This is a genomic window from Kitasatospora sp. NPDC048296 (assembly GCF_043201815.1).
In the GTDB taxonomy this organism is placed as follows: Bacteria; Actinomycetota; Actinomycetes; order Streptomycetales; family Streptomycetaceae; genus Kitasatospora.
Window position 1 is genome coordinate 1 of the sequence record NZ_JBICZB010000050.1, and the last position, 21,746, is coordinate 21,746.

At 72.4% G+C, this 21,746-nt stretch carries 21 protein-coding genes and 5 tRNA genes; 19 read left to right on the forward strand and 7 right to left on the reverse strand.

Annotated features, from left to right (window positions below; translation table 11 throughout):
* Positions 1 to 256 (reverse strand): hypothetical protein (locus ACGF12_RS25805; protein WP_393034589.1); only part of this gene is annotated, 256 nt, incomplete at its 3' end.
* Positions 257 to 399: 143 nt separating this feature from the next.
* Here ACGF12_RS25805 and ACGF12_RS25810 point away from each other — a divergent pair.
* From ACGF12_RS25810 to ACGF12_RS25840, 7 genes are all read left to right on the forward strand, one after another.
* Positions 400 to 1,200, forward strand: a complete 801-nt coding sequence (locus ACGF12_RS25810) for a fumarylacetoacetate hydrolase family protein (protein ID WP_393034592.1) — start codon at positions 400 to 402, stop codon at positions 1,198 to 1,200.
* Positions 1,193 to 2,692, forward strand: coding sequence for a glutamate--tRNA ligase (gene gltX / locus ACGF12_RS25815; RefSeq protein WP_393034595.1), 1,500 nt, complete (start codon positions 1,193 to 1,195; stop codon positions 2,690 to 2,692). The genes ACGF12_RS25810 and gltX overlap by 8 nt, the downstream gene beginning before the upstream one ends.
* Before the next feature lie 398 nt (positions 2,693 to 3,090).
* Positions 3,091 to 3,162 (forward strand) — tRNA-Gln (locus tag ACGF12_RS25820).
* A gap of 47 nt (positions 3,163 to 3,209) precedes the next feature.
* Positions 3,210 to 3,282: transfer RNA gene (locus ACGF12_RS25825), tRNA-Glu, on the forward strand.
* A 27-nt stretch (positions 3,283 to 3,309) separates the two neighbouring features.
* Positions 3,310 to 3,382, forward strand: a tRNA-Glu gene (locus ACGF12_RS25830).
* Positions 3,383 to 3,407: 25 nt separating this feature from the next.
* A tRNA-Glu gene (locus tag ACGF12_RS25835) sits at positions 3,408 to 3,480 on the forward strand.
* 49 nt (positions 3,481 to 3,529) lie between these two features.
* A tRNA-Gln gene (locus ACGF12_RS25840) sits at positions 3,530 to 3,604 on the forward strand.
* 155 nt (positions 3,605 to 3,759) lie between these two features.
* Here ACGF12_RS25840 and ACGF12_RS25845 read toward each other — a convergent pair.
* The gene (locus tag ACGF12_RS25845) at positions 3,760 to 4,473 is read right to left on the reverse strand and encodes an IclR family transcriptional regulator (protein ID WP_030246527.1); all 714 of its coding nucleotides are present in this window, start codon (positions 4,471 to 4,473) and stop codon (positions 3,760 to 3,762) included.
* 231 nt (positions 4,474 to 4,704) lie between these two features.
* Between ACGF12_RS25845 and leuC the strand changes: the two genes are divergently transcribed.
* From leuC to ACGF12_RS25865, 4 genes are all read left to right on the forward strand, one after another.
* A complete protein-coding gene (gene leuC, locus ACGF12_RS25850) occupies positions 4,705 to 6,144 on the forward strand; it encodes a 3-isopropylmalate dehydratase large subunit (RefSeq protein ID WP_393034598.1) in 1,440 nt (479 codons plus the stop codon).
* A gap of 3 nt (positions 6,145 to 6,147) precedes the next feature.
* Positions 6,148 to 6,744 carry a 3-isopropylmalate dehydratase small subunit gene (gene leuD, locus ACGF12_RS25855; protein WP_380612652.1) on the forward strand — a complete coding sequence of 199 codons (597 nt, stop codon included), beginning with the start codon at positions 6,148 to 6,150 and terminating at the stop codon, positions 6,742 to 6,744.
* Positions 6,745 to 6,926: 182 nt separating this feature from the next.
* Positions 6,927 to 7,274, forward strand: coding sequence for a hypothetical protein (locus tag ACGF12_RS25860; protein WP_380612653.1), 348 nt, complete (start codon positions 6,927 to 6,929; stop codon positions 7,272 to 7,274).
* 133 nt (positions 7,275 to 7,407) lie between these two features.
* Complete coding sequence (locus ACGF12_RS25865; protein WP_393034601.1) at positions 7,408 to 8,124, forward strand: HU family DNA-binding protein; 717 nt, start codon at positions 7,408 to 7,410, stop codon at positions 8,122 to 8,124.
* Between the two features lie 177 nt (positions 8,125 to 8,301).
* Here ACGF12_RS25865 and ACGF12_RS25870 read toward each other — a convergent pair whose 3' ends face one another.
* Both ACGF12_RS25870 and cofC read right to left on the reverse strand, forming a co-directional pair.
* Positions 8,302 to 8,526 (reverse strand): hypothetical protein, encoded by a 225-nt coding sequence (locus ACGF12_RS25870; RefSeq protein ID WP_387622213.1) that lies wholly within the window; start codon positions 8,524 to 8,526, stop codon positions 8,302 to 8,304.
* Between the two features lie 87 nt (positions 8,527 to 8,613).
* Positions 8,614 to 9,309 (reverse strand): 2-phospho-L-lactate guanylyltransferase, encoded by a 696-nt coding sequence (cofC, locus tag ACGF12_RS25875; protein WP_393034606.1) that lies wholly within the window; start codon positions 9,307 to 9,309, stop codon positions 8,614 to 8,616.
* Between the two features lie 230 nt (positions 9,310 to 9,539).
* Here cofC and ACGF12_RS25880 point away from each other — a divergent pair, with 230 nt between their 5' ends.
* The 3 genes from ACGF12_RS25880 (at position 9,540) to ACGF12_RS25890 (ending at position 12,609) form a co-directional block, all read left to right on the forward strand.
* Positions 9,540 to 10,373, forward strand: a complete 834-nt coding sequence (locus ACGF12_RS25880) for a lysophospholipid acyltransferase family protein (RefSeq protein ID WP_393034608.1) — start codon at positions 9,540 to 9,542, stop codon at positions 10,371 to 10,373.
* A gap of 14 nt (positions 10,374 to 10,387) precedes the next feature.
* Entirely contained in the window at positions 10,388 to 11,371 is a 984-nt protein-coding gene (locus tag ACGF12_RS25885) for an NAD(P)H-dependent glycerol-3-phosphate dehydrogenase (protein WP_393034710.1), read from the forward strand.
* A 92-nt stretch (positions 11,372 to 11,463) separates the two neighbouring features.
* Complete coding sequence (locus ACGF12_RS25890) at positions 11,464 to 12,609, forward strand: D-alanine--D-alanine ligase family protein (RefSeq protein WP_393034610.1); 1,146 nt, start codon at positions 11,464 to 11,466, stop codon at positions 12,607 to 12,609.
* Positions 12,610 to 12,917: 308 nt separating this feature from the next.
* Here ACGF12_RS25890 and ACGF12_RS25895 read toward each other — a convergent pair whose 3' ends face one another.
* A complete protein-coding gene (locus tag ACGF12_RS25895) occupies positions 12,918 to 13,436 on the reverse strand; it encodes a DUF3515 domain-containing protein (protein ID WP_393034613.1) in 519 nt (172 codons plus the stop codon).
* 20 nt (positions 13,437 to 13,456) lie between these two features.
* Entirely contained in the window at positions 13,457 to 13,690 is a 234-nt protein-coding gene (locus ACGF12_RS25900) for an Lrp/AsnC family transcriptional regulator (protein ID WP_380612660.1), read from the reverse strand.
* A 198-nt stretch (positions 13,691 to 13,888) separates the two neighbouring features.
* On the opposite strand from ACGF12_RS25900, the gene ACGF12_RS25905 reads away from it, so the two are divergent.
* From ACGF12_RS25905 to thiD, 3 genes are all read left to right on the forward strand, one after another.
* The gene (locus ACGF12_RS25905; RefSeq protein WP_387622227.1) at positions 13,889 to 14,854 is read left to right on the forward strand and encodes a thiamine-phosphate kinase; all 966 of its coding nucleotides are present in this window, start codon (positions 13,889 to 13,891) and stop codon (positions 14,852 to 14,854) included.
* Between the two features lie 178 nt (positions 14,855 to 15,032).
* Positions 15,033 to 16,058, forward strand: coding sequence for an ATP-dependent 6-phosphofructokinase (locus ACGF12_RS25910; RefSeq protein ID WP_393034617.1), 1,026 nt, complete (start codon positions 15,033 to 15,035; stop codon positions 16,056 to 16,058).
* Positions 16,059 to 16,081: 23 nt separating this feature from the next.
* Positions 16,082 to 16,954: a bifunctional hydroxymethylpyrimidine kinase/phosphomethylpyrimidine kinase gene (thiD, locus tag ACGF12_RS25915; RefSeq protein WP_393034620.1), complete on the forward strand. Its 873-nt coding sequence runs from the start codon at positions 16,082 to 16,084 to the stop codon at positions 16,952 to 16,954.
* 377 nt (positions 16,955 to 17,331) lie between these two features.
* Here the strand turns inward: thiD and rpmB are convergent, their stop codons facing one another.
* Positions 17,332 to 17,517 carry a 50S ribosomal protein L28 gene (gene rpmB / locus ACGF12_RS25920; protein WP_280718460.1) on the reverse strand — a complete coding sequence of 62 codons (186 nt, stop codon included), beginning with the start codon at positions 17,515 to 17,517 and terminating at the stop codon, positions 17,332 to 17,334.
* 281 nt (positions 17,518 to 17,798) lie between these two features.
* On the opposite strand from rpmB, the gene ACGF12_RS25925 reads away from it, so the two are divergent.
* Both ACGF12_RS25925 and recG read left to right on the forward strand, forming a co-directional pair.
* On the forward strand, positions 17,799 to 19,433 hold the full coding sequence (locus ACGF12_RS25925) for a DAK2 domain-containing protein (protein WP_393034624.1): 1,635 nt from the start codon (positions 17,799 to 17,801) through the stop codon (positions 19,431 to 19,433).
* A gap of 39 nt (positions 19,434 to 19,472) precedes the next feature.
* Positions 19,473 to 21,701, forward strand: coding sequence for an ATP-dependent DNA helicase RecG (gene recG / locus ACGF12_RS25930; RefSeq protein WP_393034627.1), 2,229 nt, complete (start codon positions 19,473 to 19,475; stop codon positions 21,699 to 21,701).
* The last annotated feature ends 45 nt before the right edge of the window (positions 21,702 to 21,746 follow it).

Consider the following 21,746-nt stretch of genomic DNA (forward strand, 5'->3'; position numbering starts at 1 on the left):
TCGGGGCGGTGTTGGTCGCCCGCTCGGCTGTGAGTCGCTGGCTCGGGGCGGTGTTGGTCGCCCGCGCGGCGGTGAGTCGCTGGCTCGGGGCGGTGTTGGTCGCCCGCTCGGCTGTGAGTCGCTGGCTCGGGGCGGTGTTGGTCGCCCGCTCGGCTGTGAGTCGCTGGCTCGGGGCGGTGTTGGTCGCCCGCTCGGCTGTGAGTCGCTGGCTCGGGGCGGTGATTCGCCCGCTCGTATCCGGGTCCGCCCCAACCACGCTGAACAGGGGCAAAGCGGTCGGGAGGGGCCCCACGCGATAGCCTGGACGACGATTGACGGGGCCGCGCCCACGGAGGGCGGGGCGCCCAGCAGCGCCCGGGGGCGCCCCGGGCGGCCGACGAAGCGAGGGGTAGCCCAGCCGTGCGCATTGCCAGGTTTTCCGTCCGGGAAGGGAGCCCTGCCGCGGGCAGCGTCTCCTTCGGCGTAGTGGAGGGTGACCCTTCCCAGCCCGACTCGCTGGTCGTCCACGCGCTGGCCGGCCACCCGTTCGGCCAACCCCAGCCCACCGGCGAGAGCTACCGCTTCCAGGACGTCCGGCTGCTCAGCCCGATGCTCCCCAACAAGATCGTGGCGGTCGGCCGCAACTACGCGGCGCACGCGGCCGAGCTGGGCAACGACGTCCCGGACGCCCCGCTCACCTTCTTCAAGCCCTCCACCTCGGTGATCGGCCCGACCGAGAGCATCGCGTACCCGCCGTTCTCCTCGGACGTCCACCACGAGGCCGAACTCGCCGTGGTGATCGGCCGGATGTGCCGCGAGGTGCCGTTGGACCGGGTGCCCGAGGTGATCCTCGGCTACACCTGCGCCAACGACGTCACCGCCCGGGACGTCCAGCAGCGCGAGGGCCAGTGGGCGCGGGCCAAGGGCTTCGACACGGCCTGCCCGCTGGGACCGTGGATCGAGACCGACCTCGACCCGGGCGACCTCGCGATCACCTGCACGGTCAACGGCGAGCTGCGCCAGACCGGCCGCACCTCCCTGATGGTCCGCTCGGTCGCCGAGCTGATCGTCCACATCTCCGAGGCCATGACGCTGCTGCCCGGCGACGTCATCCTCACCGGCACGCCCGCAGGGGTGGGCCCCCTCAACGTCGGCGACGAGGTCGCCGTCTCCATCGAAGGCATCGGCACTCTCACCAACAAGGTGATCAAGCGTGGCTAACACTGACCCGGCCGTCCGGGTTCGCTTCTGTCCCTCCCCGACCGGCAACCCCCACGTGGGCATGGTCCGTACCGCCCTCTTCAACTGGGCCTACGCCCGCCACACCGGCGGCACCATGGTCTTCCGGATCGAGGACACCGACTCCGCCCGCGACTCCGAGGAGTCGTACGACCAGCTGCTCGAGGCCATGCGCTGGCTCGGCCTCGACTGGGACGAGGGCCCGGAGGTCGGCGGCCCGCACGCGCCGTACCGCCAGTCGCAGCGGATGGACATCTACGCCGACGTCGCCCGCCGCCTGCACGAGGCCGGCCACGCCTACTACTGCTACTGCAGCACCGAGGAGCTGGACGCGCGCCGCGAGGCCGCCCGCGCGGCCGGCAAGCCCTCCGGCTACGACGGCCACTGCCGGGACCTGACGGACGACCAGGTCGCCGTCTGCAAGCTGGAGAAGCGCGAGCCGATCCTGCGCTTCCGGATGCCCGACGAGACCATCAGCTTCGACGACCTGGTCCGCGGCACGCTCACCTTCGAGCCGGAGAACGTGCCGGACTACGGCATCGTCCGGGCCAACGGCGCCCCGCTGTACACCCTGGTCAACCCGGTGGACGACGCCCTGATGGGCATCACCCACGTGCTTCGCGGCGAGGACCTGCTCTCCTCCACCCCGCGCCAGATCGCGCTGTACGCGGCGCTCGCCGAGATCGGCGTCGGCGCCGGCCTCACCCCGCGCTTCGGCCACCTGCCGTACGTGATGGGCGAGGGGAACAAGAAGCTCTCCAAGCGCGACCCGCAGTCCTCGCTCAACATGTACCGCGAGCGCGGCTTCATCCGCGAGGGCCTGCTCAACTACCTGTCCCTGCTGGGCTGGTCGCTGGCCGAGGACCGCGACCTGTTCGACATGGACGAGATGGTCGCCGCCTTCGACGTCGCCAAGGTGAACGCCAACCCGGCGCGCTTCGACCTGAAGAAGTGCGAGGCGATCAACGCCGAGCACGTCCGCAGGCTGGCCCCGGAGGACTTCGTCCGGCGCCTGGTGCCGTTCCTGCAGGCCCCTGGCCTGCTGCCGGCCGAGCCGACCGCCGAGCAGCTGGACCTGCTCGCCAAGGTCGCGCCGCTCACCCAGGAGCGGATGGTCGTGCTGAGCGAGATCGTCAACATGGCCGGCTTCCTGTTCGTCGATTCGGCCGACTTCACCGTCGACCCGGACGACGCAGCCAAGGTGCTCACCCCGGACGCCCGCCCGGTGCTGGAGGCCAGCGTCAAGGCGCTGGAGGAGCTCGCGGACTTCACCCCGGAGCCGATCCAGGCCGCGCTGCGCGAGGCGCTGGTGGAGGGCCTGGGCATCAAGCCCAAGTTCGCCTTCACGCCGCTGCGGGTGGCCGTCACCGGCCGCCGGGTCTCCCCGCCGCTGTTCGAGTCGATGGAGCTGCTCGGCCGCCCCGAGACGCTGCGCCGGCTGCGCTCCGCCCTGGACGCCCTGCCCACCGCCTAGGGGCTGTGAGGGCCTGCCCGGCGGGGGATCCGCAGGGCAGGCCCGGGCGGGCCGCTGAGCAGGCCGCGGGGGGGGGGGGGCGCCCGGGCCCCCCCCCCCCCCCCCCGGCCCCCCGCCGCCCCCCCCCCCCCCCCCCGGGGGGGGGGTTTTTGTTGGGGGGGGGGGGCGGTGCGCCGCCCCGGGGCGCGTCTGCCGGCCGGCCCCGCGGCGCACCCGGAGGTCACCGGACGGCCTCCCCACCGCTGCCTGCGGTTATCGATTTTGGAGCCGGGGCCGACGTCGGGTAATGTTCTTTCTGCGCCGCCCGGGAGGGAACGGACGAGGGAGCGAAAGCCCCTCGGAAGGGACCGATCGAGAGGCGCAACGCCTGAGAAGGCCCCGCAGGGGTTCAACTCTGGTGGGGTATGGTGTAATTGGCAGCACGACTGATTCTGGTTCAGTTAGTCTAGGTTCGAGTCCTGGTACCCCAGCGCTGTACAATCGGTGACGATCGCACCGCAGAACAAATGAAGATCAAGCCCCCGTTGTGTAGCGGCCTAGCACGCTGCCCTCTCACGGCAGTAGCGCCGGTTCGAATCCGGTCGGGGGTACTGATCCCGCAAGGGATCACCTGGAAAGCCCCCGTTGTGTAGCGGCCTAGCACGCTGCCCTCTCACGGCAGTAGCGCCGGTTCGAATCCGGTCGGGGGTACTGATCCCGCAAGGGATCGCCAGGAGCCCCCGTTGTGTAGCGGCCTAGCACGCTGCCCTCTCACGGCAGTAGCGCCGGTTCGAATCCGGTCGGGGGTACTTCAGAGCAGGAAGCCGGTGGGCTCGCCCATCGGCCCTTGCTTTGTGTTGGGGTATGGTGTAATTGGCAGCACGAGTGATTCTGGTTCATTTAGTCTAGGTTCGAGTCCTGGTACCCCAGCCAGAAATTGGAAAGGCCCCTGTTCCGGGGTCTTTTTGCTTTGCACCGGGAAATGCTTTTGAAGGGCCCCGCTCGAATCCGAGCGGGGCCCTTTTCGTTTTCGGTGGGGGAGGTGGGGGTGGGGGTGGGGGAAGGGGTGGGTGGGGGAGTCGGCCGGGTCAGCTCCGGCGCAGCGCCTCGGTGAGCCGGTTCGCGGCCTCGATGATGGCCTGGGCGTGCAGGCGGCCCGGGTGGCGGGTCAGCCGCTCGATCGGGCCGGAGACGGAGACGGCGGCCACCACGCGGTTGGAGGGACCGCGGACGGGCGCGGAGACGGACGCGACGCCCGGCTCCCGCTCGCCGATCGACTGGGCCCAGCCGCGCCGCCGGACGCCGCTCAGCGCGGTGGCGGTGAAGCGGGCGCCCTGGAGGCCGCGGTGGAGCCGCTCGGGCTCCTCCCAGGCCAGCAGGACCTGGGCGGCCGAGCCGGCCTTCATCGGCAGGGTGCTGCCGACCGGGACGGTGTCCCGCAGGCCGGAGAGCCGCTCGGCGGCGGCTACGCAGATCCGCATCTCGCCCTGGCGGCGGTAGAGCTGTGCGCTCTCGCCGGTGACGTCGCGCAGGTGGGTCAGGACCGGGCCCGCGGTGGCGAGCAGCCGGTCCTCGCCCGCCGCGGCGGAGAGTTCGGACAGCCGGGGGCCGAGGATGAAGCGCCCCTGCATGTCCCTGGTGACCAGGCGGTGGTGTTCGAGTGCGACGGCGAGTCTGTGGGCCGTGGGGCGCGCCAGACCGGTGGCGGCGACCAGCCCCGCCAACGTGGCGGGGCCCGACTCCAGTGCGCTCAGCACCAGAGCGGCCTTGTCGAGAACGCCGACGCCGCTAGTGTTGTCCATGCGCTAAGACTGCAGTCTCATTCCGCGAGACGCAAGTTCAATCTTCCAGGAAAAGCGCCACTCTGGATGCAGCAGCCCGGGAGACATCCAGGATGGGGCCTCGTCAGAGTGTCCGCATCGTGGACAGCGATCCGGCGTGCAGGTTGCGCGAACGCGCCCCGCGGTGGGCGGCGCAAGCGTTTACCCGACGACACGAAAAGGCCGGCAACGCGGCCGGCTGGAGGGAATCCGATGGGACGGACACTCGCAGAGAAGGTCTGGGACGACCACGTCGTGCGGCGCGCGGAGGGCGAGCCCGACCTCCTGTTCATCGACCTGCACCTGCTCCACGAGGTGACCAGCCCGCAGGCCTTCGACGGGCTGCGCCTGGCCGGCCGCAAGGTCCGCCGCACCGATCTGACGATCGCCACCGAGGACCACAACACCCCGACCCTGGACATCGACAAGCCGATCGCCGACCCGGTCTCCCGCGTGCAGCTGGAGACCCTGCGCCGGAACGCGGCCGAGTTCGGCGTCCGGATCCACTCGCTCGGCGACGTCGAGCAGGGCGTGGTGCACGTGGTCGGCCCGCAGCTCGGCCTGACCCAGCCCGGCACCACCGTGGTCTGCGGCGACTCCCACACCTCCACCCACGGCGCGTTCGGCGCGCTGGCGTTCGGCATCGGCACCAGCCAGGTCGAGCACGTGCTGGCCACCCAGACCCTGCCGCTGGCGCCGTTCAGGACCATGGCGATCACCGTCGAGGGCGAACTGCCCGAGGGCGTCACGGCCAAGGACCTGATCCTGGCCGTCATCGCGAAGATCGGTACGGGCGGCGGCCAGGGCTACGTCCTGGAGTACCGCGGCTCGGCGATCCGGAGCCTGTCCATGGAGGCCCGGATGACCGTCTGCAACATGTCCATCGAGGCCGGCGCCCGGGCCGGCATGATCGCCCCGGACGAGACCACCTTCGCCTACCTCGAAGGCCGCCCGCACGCCCCGCAGGGCGAGGACTGGGACGCCGCCGTCGCGTACTGGAAGACCCTGGTCACCGACGAGGACGCGGTCTTCGACCACGAGATCTTCATCGACGCGAGCGAGCTGACCCCGTTCGTCACCTGGGGCACCAACCCCGGCCAGGGCGCCCCGCTGGGCTCCAACGTCCCGAACCCCGCGGACTTCGCCGACCCGCAGGAGCGCCTGGCGGCCGAGAACGCCCTGGCGTACATGGGCCTTGAGGCCGGCACCCCGCTGCGCGAGGTCGCGGTCGACGCCGTCTTCGTCGGCTCCTGCACCAACGGTCGGATCGAGGACCTGCGGGCGGCCGCCGCCGTGCTGGAGGGCCGCAAGGTCGCCGACGGCGTACGGATGCTGGTCGTCCCGGGCTCGGTCCGGGTCGCCCTGCAGGCCGTGGAGGAGGGCCTGGACAAGGTGTTCACCGCCGCCGGGGCCGAATGGCGGCACGCCGGCTGCTCGATGTGCCTGGGCATGAACCCCGACCAGCTCGCCCCCGGGGAGCGCTGCGCCTCCACCTCGAACCGCAACTTCGAGGGCCGGCAGGGCAAGGGCGGCCGCACCCACCTGGTCTCGCCGCAGGTCGCCGCCGCGACCGCCGTCCTGGGCCGCCTCGCGTCCCCGTCGGACCTTTCCGCCAACGCCCTCTCTTCGATCCAGCACAGCGTGGAGGCCTGAGCCATGGAGAAGTTCACCACCCACACCGGCCGGGCCGTCCCGCTGCGCCGCAGCAACGTGGACACCGACCAGATCATTCCGGCCCATTGGCTCAAGAAGGTCACCCGATCCGGTTTCGAGGGCGGGTTGTTCGAGGCCTGGCGCAAGGACGAGTCGTTCATCCTCAACCGGCCCGAGCGCCAGGGCGCCACCGTCCTGGTGGCCGGCCCCGAGTTCGGCACCGGCTCCTCCCGGGAGCACGCCGTCTGGGCGCTGCAGAACTACGGCTTCCACGCGGTGATCTCCTCGCGCTTCGCCGACATCTTCCGCGGCAACTCTCTGAAGAACGGCCTGCTGACCGTCGTGCTGCCGCAGGAGACCGTGGAACGCCTCTGGGTGCTCACCGAGAGTGACCCTTCGGCCGAGATCACCGTTGACCTGGAGAAGCGCGAAGTGCGCGCCGAAGGCGTCACCGCGAGCTTCGAACTGGACGACAACGTGCGGTGGAGGCTGCTCAACGGGCTGGATGACATCAGCATCACGCTGCAGAACGAGGCCGACATCGCGGCCTACGAGGCGACCCGCCCGGCGTTCAAGCCCCGTACTCTGCCGGTCTCCTGAGTTGCCTTCAGAACAAGCATTCTGACGATCCACCGGATGGCCCGCGCCCCCCTCGGGGGGGCCGGGCCATCCGGCGTTCCGGAGCACGAGTTAGCGCCGAGGCCCGCCCCGGATTGCCCATTTGGCTTTGCGGAAGAGGGCCCCGCGCAAGTACAACTGCGGGTAGATGGCACAATCAGTACATGCACCGGCACCATGAACCTCCGTACGCGGGCGGCGAACCCGCGTCCGAGGAGTCCACGGGCCGGGGATCCGAACGCCGAATTGACGATCGGCCGGACGTCACCTCCGCACCAGCTGAGGGGCCGGACGACCAGGAAGTCGCAGCGCTCTACGCGCTTGTGGCCGAGCGGTTGAAGCAAGCTCACGCCCGCGTGCATGCGCTGAACGTGTCTGCCGATGCAAAGACCGCTCTCACCCGTCAACTGCTCATCGTCACGGAGACCGCCAAGCGCGATCTTCCCGAGGCGGCACGGCGGTTGAGTCGCTTTGTACATGACCTCGACGAGGGGCGCCCGCCGCTCGACTGAGGTCGCGGACGCGCAAATCCATTGCGACACTAGGGTGATTCGCGCGTTTGGTAATTGAAAGTCCGCAGATACATACCTAACGTGCGAAAAGAACGGATGGAATCATCCGGCGCCCGTTTCCGAAGGGGAAGACGTGAACAAGGCTCAGCTTGTCGAAGCGGTGGCCGAGCAGCTGGGCGGTCGCAAGGCTGCCGCAGAGGCCGTCGACGCAGTGCTCGACACCATGGTCCGTGCCGTTGTGGCCGGTGACCGGGTTTCGGTCACCGGTTTCGGCACCTTCGAGAAGGTGGAGCGCTCCGCGCGCTTCGCCCGCAACCCGCAGACCGGCGAGCGGGTCAAGGTCAAGAAGACCTCGGTCCCCCGCTTCCGTCCGGGCCAGGGCTTCAAGGACCTGGTCAGCGGCAGCAAGAAGCTGCCGAAGGAAGGCCCCTCGGTGAAGAAGGCCCCCAAGGGCTCCCTCACCCCGGGCAAGGCCGGCGTCGCCGCCACCCCGGCCGCCAAGCGTGCCGCCACCAAGCGCGCCGCCGCCGCTGCCGCCGCCCCGGCCGCGACCAAGAAGGCCGCCGCCAAGAAGACGGCCACCACGGCTGCCGCCAAGAAGACCACGGCCACCGCCGCGAAGAAGGCGCCCGCCGCCAAGAAGGCCGCCACCACCACCGCTGCCGCCGCCAAGAAGACCACGGCGACCGCGACCAAGAAGACGGCCGCCGCGAAGAAGGCGACCACCACGGCTGCCGCCAAGAAGACCACGGCCACCGCCAAGAAGGCGACCGCCACGGCCAAGAAGACGGCTCCGGCGAAGAAGACCGCCACCCGCAAGACCACCGCGCGCAAGACCACTGCCAAGTAAGTCCCGCGCGACTGTCCTCGGACGGCCTTCGGCTCAGAGCCGCGGCACCCCTTCCGCGAATTGCGGGGACCGGGTGGCCGCGGCTCTTTCGTTTTCCGGGCGCTTAGTCAGGATTCGGCGGCGGCCGGTGCCCGATGCGTGGGAAAAGGCGGGCGCGCGGTCCGAATCCCGGCCCGGTCAGCGTTCGTCGGCCGGGTCGGGGAAGGTCTGGAGGGTCACGAAGACCACCCGACGGGCCTCGCCGGTGCCCTCGGTGCGGATCCGCACCCGCTGGCCGGGCCGCAGCAGTCGCAGGCCGCCGGCGTCGAAGGCGGCCGCGTCGAACGGCACCGGGGTCCCGTCGTCGAGCAGCACGGAGCCGGCCCGGGTGGCGGGGTCGAAGGTGAACGCGGTGGCCTGCATGCCAGCAGCATAGCGAGCGGGTCCGACAAGCCCCCGGGCCAGGACCCTCGGTCGGGACCGCGGCCAGGACCGCGGTCGGTGCTGCGGTCAGGTCTGCGGGCGGGACCGGCCCAGACGGGCGAACAGGGCACTGGTGTGCGGGCCGAGGCCGAGCCTCGCGGCCTCGCCGAGGTCGCTGCCGGTGTCGACGTCCCGGCGCACCGACTCCACGTCCGCCAGGCGCAGTTCGAGCGCCCCTCCGGCCGCGTGCCGGGCCCGTGAGCCGTCCCCGAAGGCGGGGGAGAGCGGGTGGCCGGGGGCACTGGCGAGCAGGGTGGTGCCGAGGCCGGGGGAGTCCGGCAGGAAGGCCCGGCCGTCCGTCGGCACCGCGCCCAGCACCCGGGCCAGTTCGGCCGGGCGCAGGGCGGGCAGGTCGGCCGAGAGGGCGGCCAGCGGTGCCCGGGGGGCGAGCGCCAGCGCGGCCGAGGCGCCGTGTACCAGCGCCCGGTTGAGGCCCCCGCCCGGCTCGTCGGCGACGACCAGGGCGCCCAGCGCCGCCAACCGGGCGCCGGCGACGGCGTCCCTGGTGACCACCAGGACCCGGGCCACGCCCGGTGTGGCGAGTGCCGCGGTGACGGTGTCGAGCGCGAAGGACAGGGCCAGGTCCGGCCGGTGCCGCCCGGCGTACGGGGCCAGTCTGCTCTTCGCCAGAGTGAGCGGCTTGAGCGGCAGCACCAGCGACCAGTCGGCGGTGGGTGCGGCGGGCGCGGCGGGCCCGCTGGGGCGTACGGTGTCCTGGGTCATCGGCGTCATTGTGACGCCGGTCCCGGAGCCCTCGCCAGGCCGTCCGAGCTGTGTGGACGTGCGTTTGATCACGACCGTCGGGCGGGTTGGGGCGGTCGCTCGACAGTCGGCGAGCGAGCGGGCGACACTGTTCCGCGCCCGTGGACCGGGCACCGGACAGACCGGTGCGAGGCACCGGGACGCACTGACCGCGGCACCCCACGTGCCGCATGTGATGAGAAGGAGCTGGGGTGGCCCGCCGCTCGTACGCCAAGTTCGGCAATGCCGACTACGGCATCTGGTACCGCTTCGCGGCCGTGCTGGTGAAGCCGGTGACGACCGCCCTGGTGAAGCCCGACTGGCGGGGCTGGGAGTACATTCCGAAGGAAGGCGGCTTCATCGCCGCGGTGAACCACAATTCGATCATCGATCCGGTGGTCTACGCGCACTGGCAGTACAACAGTGGCCGTCCGCCGCGGATTCTCGGTAAGTCCTCGCTGTTCTCGATTCCCTTCATCGGATTCATGCTGCGCAAGACCGGCCAGATTCCGGTGTTCCGCGAGTCCACCGACGCCGCGCAGGCCTTCCGGGCCGCGATCGACGCCGTCAACGGCGGGCAGTGCGTGCAGTTCTACCCGGAGGGAACGCTCACCCGCGACCCGGACCTGTGGCCGATGACCGGCAAGAACGGCGTCGCCCGGGTCGCGCTGATGACGGGTGCGCCGGTCATCCCGGTCGCGCACTGGGGCGCCCACGAGATCATCCCGCCGTACGGCCGGCCCGGTTACGGCAAGGGCAAGTTCAACCTCTTCCCGCGCCACAAGGTCACCGTCGCGGCCGGGCCCGCGGTGGACCTCAGCAAGTACGAGGGCCAGGAGCTGACCGCCCAGGTGCTCTCCGACGCGACCGAGGACATCATGACGGCGATCACCGCCGTGCTGGCCGGAATCCGCGGCGAGGAGCCGCCGGCCGAGCGCTACGACATGCGCAAGGCCGCCCGTGAGCGGGCCGCCGCCGCGGTGGCCGAGCGCCGCCGGGCCAAGGGCGCCAGGAACGACAACGACGGTGAGGGGACGGGCCGGTGACCCGCTGCGCAGTGATGGGGACCGGGTCCTGGGGCACCGCCTTCGCGATGGTGCTGGCGGACGCGGGCTGCGAGGTCGTGCTGTGGGCGCGCCGCCAGGAGCTGGTGGACGCCGTCAACAGCACCCACGAGAACCCCGACTACCTGCCGGGCGTCCGGCTGCCCGACACCGTCCGGGCCACCACCGACGCCGCCGAGGCGCTGGCCGGCGCCGACTTCGCGGTGCTGGTGGTGCCCTCGCAGACGCTGCGTGACAACCTGGCCGCCTGGGCACCGCTGATCGAGCCGCAGACCGTGCTGGTGAGCCTGATGAAGGGCATCGAACTCGGCACCGCCAAGCGGATGAGCGAGGTGATCGACGAGGTCACCAAGGTCGGCCCGGAGCGCGTCGCGGTGGTCAGCGGGCCCAACCTGGCCAAGGAGATCGCCAACCGGCAGCCCGCCGCCAGTGTGGTCGCCTGCACCGACGAGGCGGTCGCCAAGCGGCTCCAGGCGGCCTGCCACACGCCGTACTTCCGGCCGTACACCAACACCGACGTGGTCGGCTGCGAACTCGGCGGCGCCGTCAAGAACGTGATCGGCCTGGCCGTCGGCATGGCGGCCGGCATGGGGCTCGGCGACAACACCAAGGCGACCCTGATCACCCGCGGGCTGGCCGAGACCACCCGGCTCGGCGAGGTGCTGGGCGCCGACCCGCACACCTTCGCGGGGCTCGCCGGGATGGGCGACCTGGTCGCCACCTGCTCCTCGCCGCTGTCGCGCAACAACACCTTCGGCATGAACCTGGGCCGCGGCATGTCGCTGGCCGAGACCATCGCGGCCACCCGGCAGACCGCGGAGGGCGTCAAGTCCTGCGAGTCGGTGCTGGACCTGGCCCGGCGCAGCGGGGTCGACATGCCGATCGTCGAGGCCGTGGTGGACGTGGTGCACAACGGGCGGCCCACCCAGGAGGCGCTGCAGACGCTGATGTCCCGCTCGGCCAAGGCGGAGCGGCGCTGAGGGCTCCGGGACTCCCCGGACCGGCGCTACGGGGCCCGTCGGGCGACCGTTGACTTCCCGGAAACACCTCGCACGGTAGTCTCAAACCCGATATGAGCATCGAACAGTCCTCCCCGAACCCGTCCGCCCGCAAGCCGCGCGTCGCGCTGGTCTTCGGCGGCCGCAGCTCCGAGCACGCCATCTCGGTCTCCACCGCGGGCAGTGTGCTCAGGGCGATCGACCGTGACAAGTACGACGTGCTGCCGATCGGCATCACGCACGAGGGCCGCTTTGCGCTGACCAGCGACGAGCCGGCCCGGATGGCCATCACCGACGGCAGGCTGCCGGACGTGGCGCACGTCGCCGAGTCCGTGGACGGGCAGGTCACGCTGCCCGCTGCCCCGGGCAGCCGGGAAGTGGTCCTCAGCGAGCCGGGAAGCGCCCCCAAGGCCCTCGGCGAGGTCGACGTGGTGTTCCCGCTGCTGCACGGCCCGTGGGGCGAGGACGGCACCCTGCAGGGCCTGCTGGAGCTCTCCGGCGTCCCGTACGTCGGCAACGGCGTGCTGGCCAGCGCCGCCGGCATGGACAAGGAGTTCGCCAAGCGGATCCTGGCCTCGCACGGCCTGAACGTCGGCAGCTACACCATCGTGCGGCCGCGGGACTGGGAGACCGAGCAGGGCCGCGCGGCCGTGCGCGAGCGCGCCGCCGGGCTCGGCCTGCCGCTGTTCGTGAAGCCCTGTCGGGCCGGCTCCAGCATCGGCATCACCAAGGTCGGCGACCTCGCCGAGCTGGACGCCGCGATCGAGGAGGCCCGCCGGCACGACCCCAAGCTGATCATCGAGGCCGGTGTCTCCGGCCGCGAGATCGAGTGCGGCGTGCTGGAGTTCGAGGACGGCCCGCGGGCCAGCGTCCCGGCCGAGGTGCTGGTCGGTGAGGGCTTCGACTTCTACGACTTCGAGGCCAAGTACATCGACTCCTCCGAGGTGCAGATCCCGGCGCGGCTGACCGCCGAGGAGACCGCCGAGATCCAGCGCCAGGCCGTGATCGCGTTCGAGGCCTTCGGCTGCGAGGGCCTGGCCCGGGTGGACTTCTTCCTGCTGGCGGACGGCACCTGGATGATCAACGAGATCAACACCATGCCGGGCTTCACCCCGATCTCCGCCTACCCGAAGATGTGGGAGGCCAGCGGGGTCGCGTACGCGGAGCTGATCGACCGGCTGCTGGCGTCGGCGCTGCGCCGCTCGACCGGACTGCGGTAGTCGTACCGACGGTGCGAGGGCGGGCCGGGAGCTTCCGGCCCGCTCTGTGCTGGTCGCCCGCTCGCCTCCGGGGCGCTCTGATCCGGTGCCGACGGTCGGCGCACTGATACTCGCCCGCTCGCCTCCGGGGCGCTCTGATCCGGTGCCGACGGTCGGCGCACTGATACTCGCCCGCTCGCCTCCGGGGCGCTCTGGCCCGGTGCCGACGGTCGGCGCTCCGGCGCTCGTGCCTCGCTTGTCGCTTCTCCCTTTCGGCACCGGCGCGCCCCTTCGGCTCGGGGCGGGGCAGCGTGGTCGGGGCGGGGAGCTCAGCCCGGGATCTTGGCGTTCACCAGGCTGCTCAGGGCGGCTGCCGGGTCGAAGGAGTTCTGTGCGGCGCAGGCCGGGACGGTCACCTCGACGTAGGCGGCGCGCATGGTCGTCACGAAGCGGTAGCCGCCGTCGGAGAGCTTCTGCGACCACCAGGTGACGTCGTCGGCGGTCGGGGACCAGTCCGCGGCGTGCTCGCCGTCCAGTTCCTCCGGCCGGTCGATGCCGCAGCGCAGCACCGTCCGGGGCGAGCTGCCCCAGGCCGCCGTGTACGGGGACGCGGGCGACGGGTCCTTTCGGGCGTGCCCGAGCAGCTCCTGCGGCAGCGCGGCGGAGAGCGCGCGACAGTAGTCCGCGGCCTTCCCGCTCGGCCGCGGAACCTCGACCTGGGAATCGGCCGAACTCCAGCTGCCGATCAGCACCACGACCGTGCAGGTCAGTGCGACCGGCACGGCCAGCCAGCGGACCGGCGCCGGAAGCGCGGTCAGCGCCTTGGGGATGCGGAGTTCTCTGGCCACCCGCCGATGGTAGCCGGGGCTTACAGGTGAACCACCGGACAGGTGAGGGTGCGGGTGATGCCCTCGACCTTCTGCACGTTGGCGACGACCATGCGGCCCAGGTCGTCCACGGTGTCGGCCTCGGCCTTGACGATCACGTCGTAAGGGCCGGTGACGTCCTCGGCGGTGAGCACTCCGGGGATCTCGCCGATCGTGTCGGCCACGGCGCTGGCCTTTCCGACCTCGGTCTGGATCAGGATGTATGCCTGTACCACGGGGGCCTCCCGGCGGCCGGTTACGGGGGTCGCCGCCGTGATCGCCCGGTCGGGCACAGGGGTGGGAACGGGTTCACCGGCAGACTGATCACCACGCTACCGTGCAGCGGGCAGGGGAGGGGAGACTTTCGCACCCTCGAAGGGCGTACGCTGCGCGCGGGGGAGCCATACACGGATGGAAACGCGAGAGGACGGCAGATGCAGGGGACCGTGGGCGAGCTGGGCGAGTTCGGCCTCATCAGGGAGCTGACCGCCCGGGTACCGCTCACCGACGCGGTCGACCTCGGTCCCGGGGACGACGCCGCGGTGGTGAAGGCTCCGGACGGCCGGGTGGTGGCCACCACCGACGTCCTGATCGAGAACCGGCACTTCCGCCGGGACTGGTCCACCGCCTACGACGTGGGTCGCAAGGCCGCCGCCCAGAACCTCGCCGACGTGGCCGCGATGGGCGCGGTGCCGACCGCGATACTGCTCGGCCTGGTCGCCCCCGCCGACCTGCCGACCACCTGGGCCACCGAGCTGATGGACGGCCTGCGCGACGAGTGCCAGGTGGCCGGGGCGACGGTGGTCGGCGGCGACGTGGTGCGCGGCGACACCGTCACGCTGGCCATCACGGCGCTCGGCGACCTCCAGGGGCGCGCGGCGGTGACGCGCTCCGGCGCCCAGGTCGGCGACGTGGTCGCGGTGACCGGCTGGCTCGGCTGGTCGGCCGCCGGACTGACCGTGCTGCAGCGCGGCTTCCGCTCCCCGCGCGCCTTCGTCGAGGCGCACCGCCGGCCCGAGCCGCCGTACCACGCGGGCCCGGCCGCCGCCGAGTTGGGCGCGACCTCGATGATCGACGTGAGCGACGGGCTGGTCGCCGACCTCGGCCACGTGGCCCGGGCCAGCGACGTGGACATCGACCTCAAGGCCGCCGACTTCGACGTCCCGGCGCAGATGGCCGACATCGGCCAGGCGGTCGGGGTGGACCCGCTGGTCTGGGTGCTGTCCGGCGGCGAGGACCACGCGATCGTGGCCACCTTCCCGCGCGGGGTCCAACTCCCGGCCCGCTGGCGGGTGGTGGGCGAGGTGACCGGTCGTCCGCGGGGCTCGCGCAGCGGCCGGGTGACGGTGGACGGCGCGCCCTGGGACCGGGTCGGCGGCTGGGACCACTTCGCCGAGTGAGCGCCGATCGGCGTACGGAGTACGGCCGATGGGCGCTGGACGCCGGTACGGCACGTGGCGCTCCGGGCGTGCGGCGGACGGGCTTCGGGGGTGCGTTTTGCGTAGGCTTGCGGCATCCGAGCCCGCCCGCCGTCCCTCGCGGGTGGTCCGAACCACTGCGAGCGGGAGCACACCACACATGCGTATCGGTGTACTGACCAGCGGCGGCGACTGCCCCGGCCTCAACGCGGTGATCAGGTCGGTGGTGCACCGGGGAACGGACGTCCACGGGGACGAGATCGTCGGCATCGAGGACGGTTTCCTCGGCCTGATCGAGGGCCGCACCCGGCCGGTCTCGCACGACGACGTCACCGGCCTGCTCACTCTCGGCGGCACCATCCTGGGCTCGGCCCGGGTACGGCGGGAGCGGATCGCCTGGGCGGTGGAGAACGCGCGGACGCTGGCCCGGGACATCGGCATCGACGCGCTGATCGCGATCGGCGGCGAGGGGACGCTCACCGCGGCCAAGCTGTTCAGCGAGGCAGGGCTGCCGGTGGTCGCGGTGCCGAAGACCATCGACAACGACATCGAGGCCACCGACGTCACCTTCGGCTTCGACACCGCGGTGCACGTCGCGACCGAGGCGATCGACCGGCTGAAGACCACCGCCGAGTCCCACCAGCGCGTCATGGTGGTCGAGTTGATGGGTCGGCACACCGGCTGGATCACCCTGACCGCGGGCATGGCCGGCGGTGCGCACGGCATCCTGATCCCGGAGAAGCCCTTCGACATCGAGGCGGTGGCCCGGATGGTCGACGACCGCTTCGCCCGTGGCAAGAAGTTCGCCATCATCGCCGTCGCCGAGGGCGCGGCCCCGCAGCCCGGCACCATGCGCTTCGACCACGGCGAGGTCGACCAGTTCGGGCACCGCACCTTCGGCGGGATCGGCAACCGGCTCGCCCACGAGCTGGAGGACCTGCTCGGCAAGGAGGCCCGCCCGGTCATCCTCGGCCACGTCCAGCGCGGCGGCACCCCGACCGCCCGGGACCGGGTGCTCGCCTCGCGCTTCGGCTGGCACGTGGTGGAGGCCGTCCACCAGGGCGCCTTCGGGCACTTCACCGCGCTGCGCCGGACCGAGATCGAGCTGGTGCCGATCGGTGACGCGGTGACCCGGCTGAAGACGGTGCCGGAGGACCGCTGGGCGGAGTCCGAGGCGGTGCTCTGAACCCTCAGGAGTAGGTTGACCTCATGTCCCTCCCGTCTCCCACCCCCGCCCCTGGTCGGCCCTCCCCCGGACTCCGTCCGGGGGCACCCCCACCGCGTGGCGCCTCCGATGCGCCGCCCCGCGTCCTCACGATCGCCGGCTCCGACTCCGGCGGCGGCGCCGGCATCCAGGCCGACCTCAAGGCGATGCTCGCCCTCGGCGTCCACGGCATGAGCGTGATCACTGCCGTCACCGCGCAGAACTCGCTCGGCGTCCAGGGCTACTGGGAGCTGCCCGCCGAAGCCGTGCGGGCGCAGTTCCGCAGCGTGGTGGACGACATCGGGGTGCAGGCCGTGAAGACCGGCATGCTCGCCTCGATCGAACTGGTCGAGACCGTCTCCGAGCTGCTGTCCGGGGTGGCCGCCCCGGTGGTGGTCGACCCGGTCGGAGTCTCCAAGCACGGGGACGCGCTGCTGGCCGCCGAGGCGGTGGCCACCGTCCGGGAGAAGCTGCTGCCGGTCGCCACCGTGGTCACCCCCAACCTGCACGAGGTGACCCAGCTCACCGGCCGGACGGTCGAGGACGAGTCGCAGATGCTGGACGCCGCCCGGGCGCTGGTCGACCTCGGGCCGCGCTGGGCGCTGGTCAAGGGCGGCCACCTGGAGGGCGAGGCCGCCGACCTGCTGTACGGCGGGCCGGACGAGGCGCACTGGTACCGCGCGCCGCGCTACGACAACCGGCACACCCACGGCACCGGCTGCACCCTGGCCAGCTCGATCGCGGCCGGCCTGGCCAAGGGTGAGTCGCTGCCCGAGGCGGTGGGCTCGGCCAAGGAATACATCACCGGCGCGATCGCCGGAGGCTTCGCGCTGGGCGCCGGGATCGGCCCGGTCGACCACGCCTGGCGCTGGCGCTAGCCGTCAGCCGCGGAGCAGTGCCGGAAAGCAGTGGTGGGGGGGGGGGGGGGGGGGCCCCCCCCCCCCCCCGCCGGCGCGCGGGGGGGGGGGGGGCCGCGCCCCCCCCCCCCCCGCCCCCCACGCAGTAACACAGCACAACGAGAGGGCGCGGACGGGGGGGGGGGGGGGGGCCGGGGGCGCCCGCGCGCCCCCCCCCGGGGGGCGGGGGCCCGCGCCGCCCCCGGCGGCGCCGCGCCCGGGGGGGGGGGGGGGCGCCCCCCCCGCCCCCCCCCCCACCACGGTTACGTCCGGAAAGCGTGACCGGTCCCGGAAACAGCGAAGCCGGTCCATCCGAGGATGAACCGACTCACTGGAGGACCGGCATGCCGGTCTGCGCGTCAGCGCGAGACCTTACCGGCCTTGATGCACGAGGTGCAGACGTTGAGCCGCTTCGGCGTCCGCCCAATCACAGCGCGCACCGTCTGGATGTTGGGGTTCCAACGACGGGGGGTACGGCGGTGCGAGAAGGAGATGCTGTTGCCGAAGCCCGGCCCCTTGCCGCAGACGTCGCAGTTGGCAGCCACAGGAGTCACTCCAAGACTTCAGATCAGATACTTTCGAAAACCCCACTCACCCACCGGAGCACTCACGTGAACCAGACCGGACAAGGAGGTGAGCCTGGACGGTTCCAGGCAACCGGAAGAGCATACAACGCTTGCTTCCGTCCCACGAAACTACCATGACCGGCTGAGTGATCGCTCCGGTCGCCGGACCGGGCGACCCCGCCCGGCCCCGATAACCTGCCGGTATCACCCCATGCCGCTGCCCGTCAGGCCGTATCGGCGTCCCATCCGGAGGAGACCTGGTGCTGCACACGCTCGACGCCCCGGCCGTGCGCACCTGGTGCCAGCTCGCCCTGCGCGCGCTCGGCCAGGCCCGCGAGGAGATCGACGCGCTCAACGTCTATCCCGTCCCGGACGGCGACACCGGCACCAACCTGTACCTGACCGTCGAGTCCGCCGCCGCCGAGGTGGAGAGCCGCTTCGCCGACCCCGCGGCCGACCCGGCCCCCGGGCTGGCCGACGCGGTCCGGGCGATGGCCCGCGGCGCCCTGGTCGGCGCCCGCGGCAACTCCGGGGTGATCCTCGCCCAGTGGCTGCGCGGCACCGCCGAGACGCTCGCCGACGGCGGCGGCGCCGAACAGCTGCGGGCCGCCCTCCAGCGGGCCGCCGACTCCGCCTACCAGGCCGTCGCCGAGCCCGTCGAGGGCACCCTGCTGACCGTCGCCCGGGTCGCCGCCCGGGAGGCCGTCCGGGCCGGGGACGGGCTCGCGCAGGTCGCCGACACCGCCTACCGGGCCGCGCGGGACGCGCTTCGGCACACCCCCGAGCAGCTCGCCGTACTGGCCGAGAACGGGGTGGTGGACGCCGGCGGGCGCGGCCTGGTGGCCGTGCTCGGCGCGCTCGCCGACGCCGTCGCCGGGCAGCAGCCGATGGGGCCGGTCGCGTTGCGCGGGGACGTCCGGGCCGTCGAGAGCTGCGAGGTCCACCTGCGGCCGCCCGGCCCGGGCCACCCCGCCTTCGAGGTCATCTACCTGCTGGACGCCCCCGACCAGGCGCTGCCCGCGCTGCGCGAGCGGCTCGGCGGGCTCGGCGACTCCCTGGTGATCGGCGGCGGCGACGGCCTGTGGAACGTGCACGTCCACGTGGACGACGCGGGCGCCGCCGTGGAGGCCGGCGTCCGGGCCGGGCGCCCGCGCCAGATCCGGATCACCCACTTCGCCGAGGCCGCCGCCCGGGCCGGCAGCGCCGCCGCCGAGCGCGGCGAGCGCGAGGAGCGGGCCCGTACGGTGCTCTGCGTGGTCTCCGGCGAGGGCCTGGCCGAACTGTGCGAGCAGGCCGGCGCCGTCGCACTGCACACCGACCCGGACCGCCGCCCGGCCAGCGCCGAACTCGCCGCCGCGGTCCGCCGCTCGGCCGCCCGCGAGGTGGTGCTGCTGCTCAACGACCCCGAACTGCGCGCCGCCGCCGGGGCCGCCGCCGACCAGCTGCGCGAGGAGGGCGTGCGGATCGCCGTCCTGCCCACCCGCTCGCCGGTCCAGGGGCTCGCGGCGCTCGCGGTGCACGAGGGCGGCCGCCGCTTCGACGAGGACGTGGTCGCCATGACCTCGGCCGCCGGGGCCACCCGGTACGCCGAACTCGCCGTGGCCGAGGGGGAGTCCTGGACCATGGCCGGGGTCTGCCAGGCCGGGGACGTGCTCGGCCTGATCGACGGCGACGTCGCAGTGATCGGCGGCGCACTGGCCGAGGTCGGCGAGAGCGTGCTGGACCGGATGCTCGGCGCCGGCGGCGAACTCGTCACCCTGATCGTCGGCGAGGGCGCCGACCGGACGCTCGCCGACCGGCTGGTCGCGCACGTGCGCCACCAGCGGCCGGAGGTGGACGCGGTGGTCTTCCACGGCGGGCAGGAGTCCACGCCCCTGCTCATCGGAGTGGAGTAGGGCCCGGTTTGTCGGTCCCGTGGTGTAAACAGGGGCCTGATGGGCGCTCTCGATGAACCACTGACCAAGCTCGTCGGCGACCGTACCGCGAAGGTGCTCGCCGACAGCCTCAAGCTGCGCACGGTCGGGGACCTGCTGCACCACTACCCCCGCCGCTACGTCGAACGCGGCCAGCTCACCAGCCTGGACGAGCTGGAGATCGACGAGCACGTCACCGTGCTGGCCCGGATCGAGAAGGTCACGCTCATCCCGTTCCGCGGCCGCAAGGGCGACCGCCTGGAGGTCGTGGTCACCGACGGCCGCAGCCGGCTCTCCCTGGTCTTCTTCAACCAGGGCTGGCGGCAGAAGGAGCTCAAGGCCGGGGCCCAGGGCCTGTTCGCGGGCAAGGTCGGCGTCTTCAACCGCACCCGCCAACTGGTCTCGCCCGACTACCAACTGCTCGACGAGGACGCCGGGTCCGACGCCGCCCGGCAGTTCGCCGGCCGGCTCATCCCGGTCTACGGCGCCAGCGCCCAGATGCCCAGCTGGAAGCTGTCGATCTGCATCGAGACCGCGCTCACCAAGCACCTCGGCGACGTCGGTGAACCGCTGCCCGCCGAACTGCGCGAGCGGCACGACCTGATCCCGCTGCCCGAGGCGCTGGAGCTGATCCACCGCCCGCGCAGCCAGGCCGACCGCGAGCGCGCCCAGAGCCGGCTGCGCTGGGACGAGGCCTTCGTGCTGCAGGTCGCCCTCGCCCAGCGCCGCGCCGCCGACTCCGCCCTGCCCGCCAAGGCGCGCAAGGCCCGCGAGGGCGGCCTGCTGGACGCCTTCGACGCCCGGCTGCCGTTCACCCTCACCGAGGGCCAGCAGAAGGTGTCCGGCGAGATCGCCGCCGACCTGGCGACCGAGCACCCGATGCACCGCCTGCTCCAGGGCGAGGTCGGCTCGGGGAAGACCCTGGTCGCGCTGCGCGCGATGCTCGCCGTGGTGGACGCGGGCGGCCAGGCCGTCCTGCTCGCGCCCACCGAGGTGCTGGCCCAGCAGCACCACCGTTCGATCGTCGAGATGATGGGGGACCTGGCCGAGGGCGGCATGCTCGGCGGCTCCGACCTCGGCACCCGGGTGGTGCTGCTGACCGGCTCGATGGGCGTTCCCGCCCGTCGGCAGGCGCTGCTCGACATGGCCTGCGGGGACGCCGGGATCGCCATCGGCACCCACGCGCTGATCGAGGACAAGGTCCAGTTCCAGGACCTCGGCCTGGTCGTGGTGGACGAGCAGCACCGCTTCGGCGTCGAGCAGCGGGACGCGCTGCGCGCCAAGGGCGAGCAGCCGCCGCACCTGCTGGTGATGACCGCCACCCCGATCCCGCGCACCGTCGCGATGACCGTCTTCGGCGATCTGGAGACCTCCGTCCTGGACCAGCTCCCGGCCGGGCGCTCGCCGATCTCCACCCACGTCGTCCCCGCGCTGGAGAAGCCCAACTTCCTCACCCGGGCCTGGGAACGGGTCCGCGAGGAGGTCACCAAGGGCCACCAGGCGTACGTGGTCTGCCCCCGGATCGGGGACGAGGAGCCCGCGGCCGCCACCAAGGGCGAGTCGAAGAAGAAGCGCAAGGCGGCCGAGGAGGACTTCGAGGAGGTCGCCGACATCGGCGCCGCCAGTGACGAACGGCGGCCGCCGCTCTCGGTGGTGGAGACCGCCGAGAAGCTCGTCGAGGGACCGCTGAGCGGCCTGCGGGTGGAGATCCTGCACGGCCGGCTCGCCCCGGAGGCCAAGGACGAGGTGATGCGCCGGTTCGCGACCGGGGAGGTGGACGTGCTGGTCGCCACCACGGTCATCGAGGTCGGCGTCAACGTCCCCAACTCCACCGTGATGGTCATCATGGACGCGGACCGCTTCGGCGTCTCCCAGCTCCACCAGCTGCGCGGCCGGGTCGGCCGTGGCAGCGCGGCGGGCCTGTGCCTGCTGGTCAGCGACATGCCCGGGGGCAGCGCCGCCCGGGCCCGGCTGGACGCGGTGGCCGGCACCCTGGACGGCTTCGAGCTGTCCCGGATCGACCTCGAACAGCGCCGCGAGGGCGACGTGCTGGGCCAGGCGCAGTCCGGGGTGAAGTCCTCGCTCAAGGTGCTCTCGGTGCTGGAGGACGAGGAGGTCATCCTCACCGCCCGGACCGAGGCCACCCGGCTGGTCGCCGAGGACCCGGACCTCGCCGCCCACCCGGAGCTGCGCACCGCACTGGAGAGCCTGCTCGACGAGGACCGCGCGGCCTACATGGAGAAGGGCTGAGCGGGCCCTCGGGGAGGCCGGACTGTCAGACCCCCACGAGAGAAT

Coding starts and splice junctions, on each gene's coding strand:
- leuD (WP_380612652.1), top strand. CDS start 6,148: ATGGAGAAGTTCACCACCCACACCGGCCGGGCCGTCCCGCTGCGCCGC.
- ACGF12_RS25845 (WP_030246527.1), bottom strand. CDS start 4,473: ATGGACAACACTAGCGGCGTCGGCGTTCTCGACAAGGCCGCTCTGGTG.
- thiD (WP_393034620.1), top strand. CDS start 16,082: ATGTCCCTCCCGTCTCCCACCCCCGCCCCTGGTCGGCCCTCCCCCGGA.
- ACGF12_RS25890 (WP_393034610.1), top strand. CDS start 11,464: ATGAGCATCGAACAGTCCTCCCCGAACCCGTCCGCCCGCAAGCCGCGC.
- ACGF12_RS25885 (WP_393034710.1), top strand. CDS start 10,388: ATGGGGACCGGGTCCTGGGGCACCGCCTTCGCGATGGTGCTGGCGGAC.
- ACGF12_RS25870 (WP_387622213.1), bottom strand. CDS start 8,526: ATGCAGGCCACCGCGTTCACCTTCGACCCCGCCACCCGGGCCGGCTCC.
- leuC (WP_393034598.1), top strand. CDS start 4,705: ATGGGACGGACACTCGCAGAGAAGGTCTGGGACGACCACGTCGTGCGG.
- ACGF12_RS25860 (WP_380612653.1), top strand. CDS start 6,927: ATGCACCGGCACCATGAACCTCCGTACGCGGGCGGCGAACCCGCGTCC.
- ACGF12_RS25905 (WP_387622227.1), top strand. CDS start 13,889: ATGCAGGGGACCGTGGGCGAGCTGGGCGAGTTCGGCCTCATCAGGGAG.
- ACGF12_RS25910 (WP_393034617.1), top strand. CDS start 15,033: ATGCGTATCGGTGTACTGACCAGCGGCGGCGACTGCCCCGGCCTCAAC.
- cofC (WP_393034606.1), bottom strand. CDS start 9,309: ATGACCCAGGACACCGTACGCCCCAGCGGGCCCGCCGCGCCCGCCGCA.
- recG (WP_393034627.1), top strand. CDS start 19,473: ATGGGCGCTCTCGATGAACCACTGACCAAGCTCGTCGGCGACCGTACC.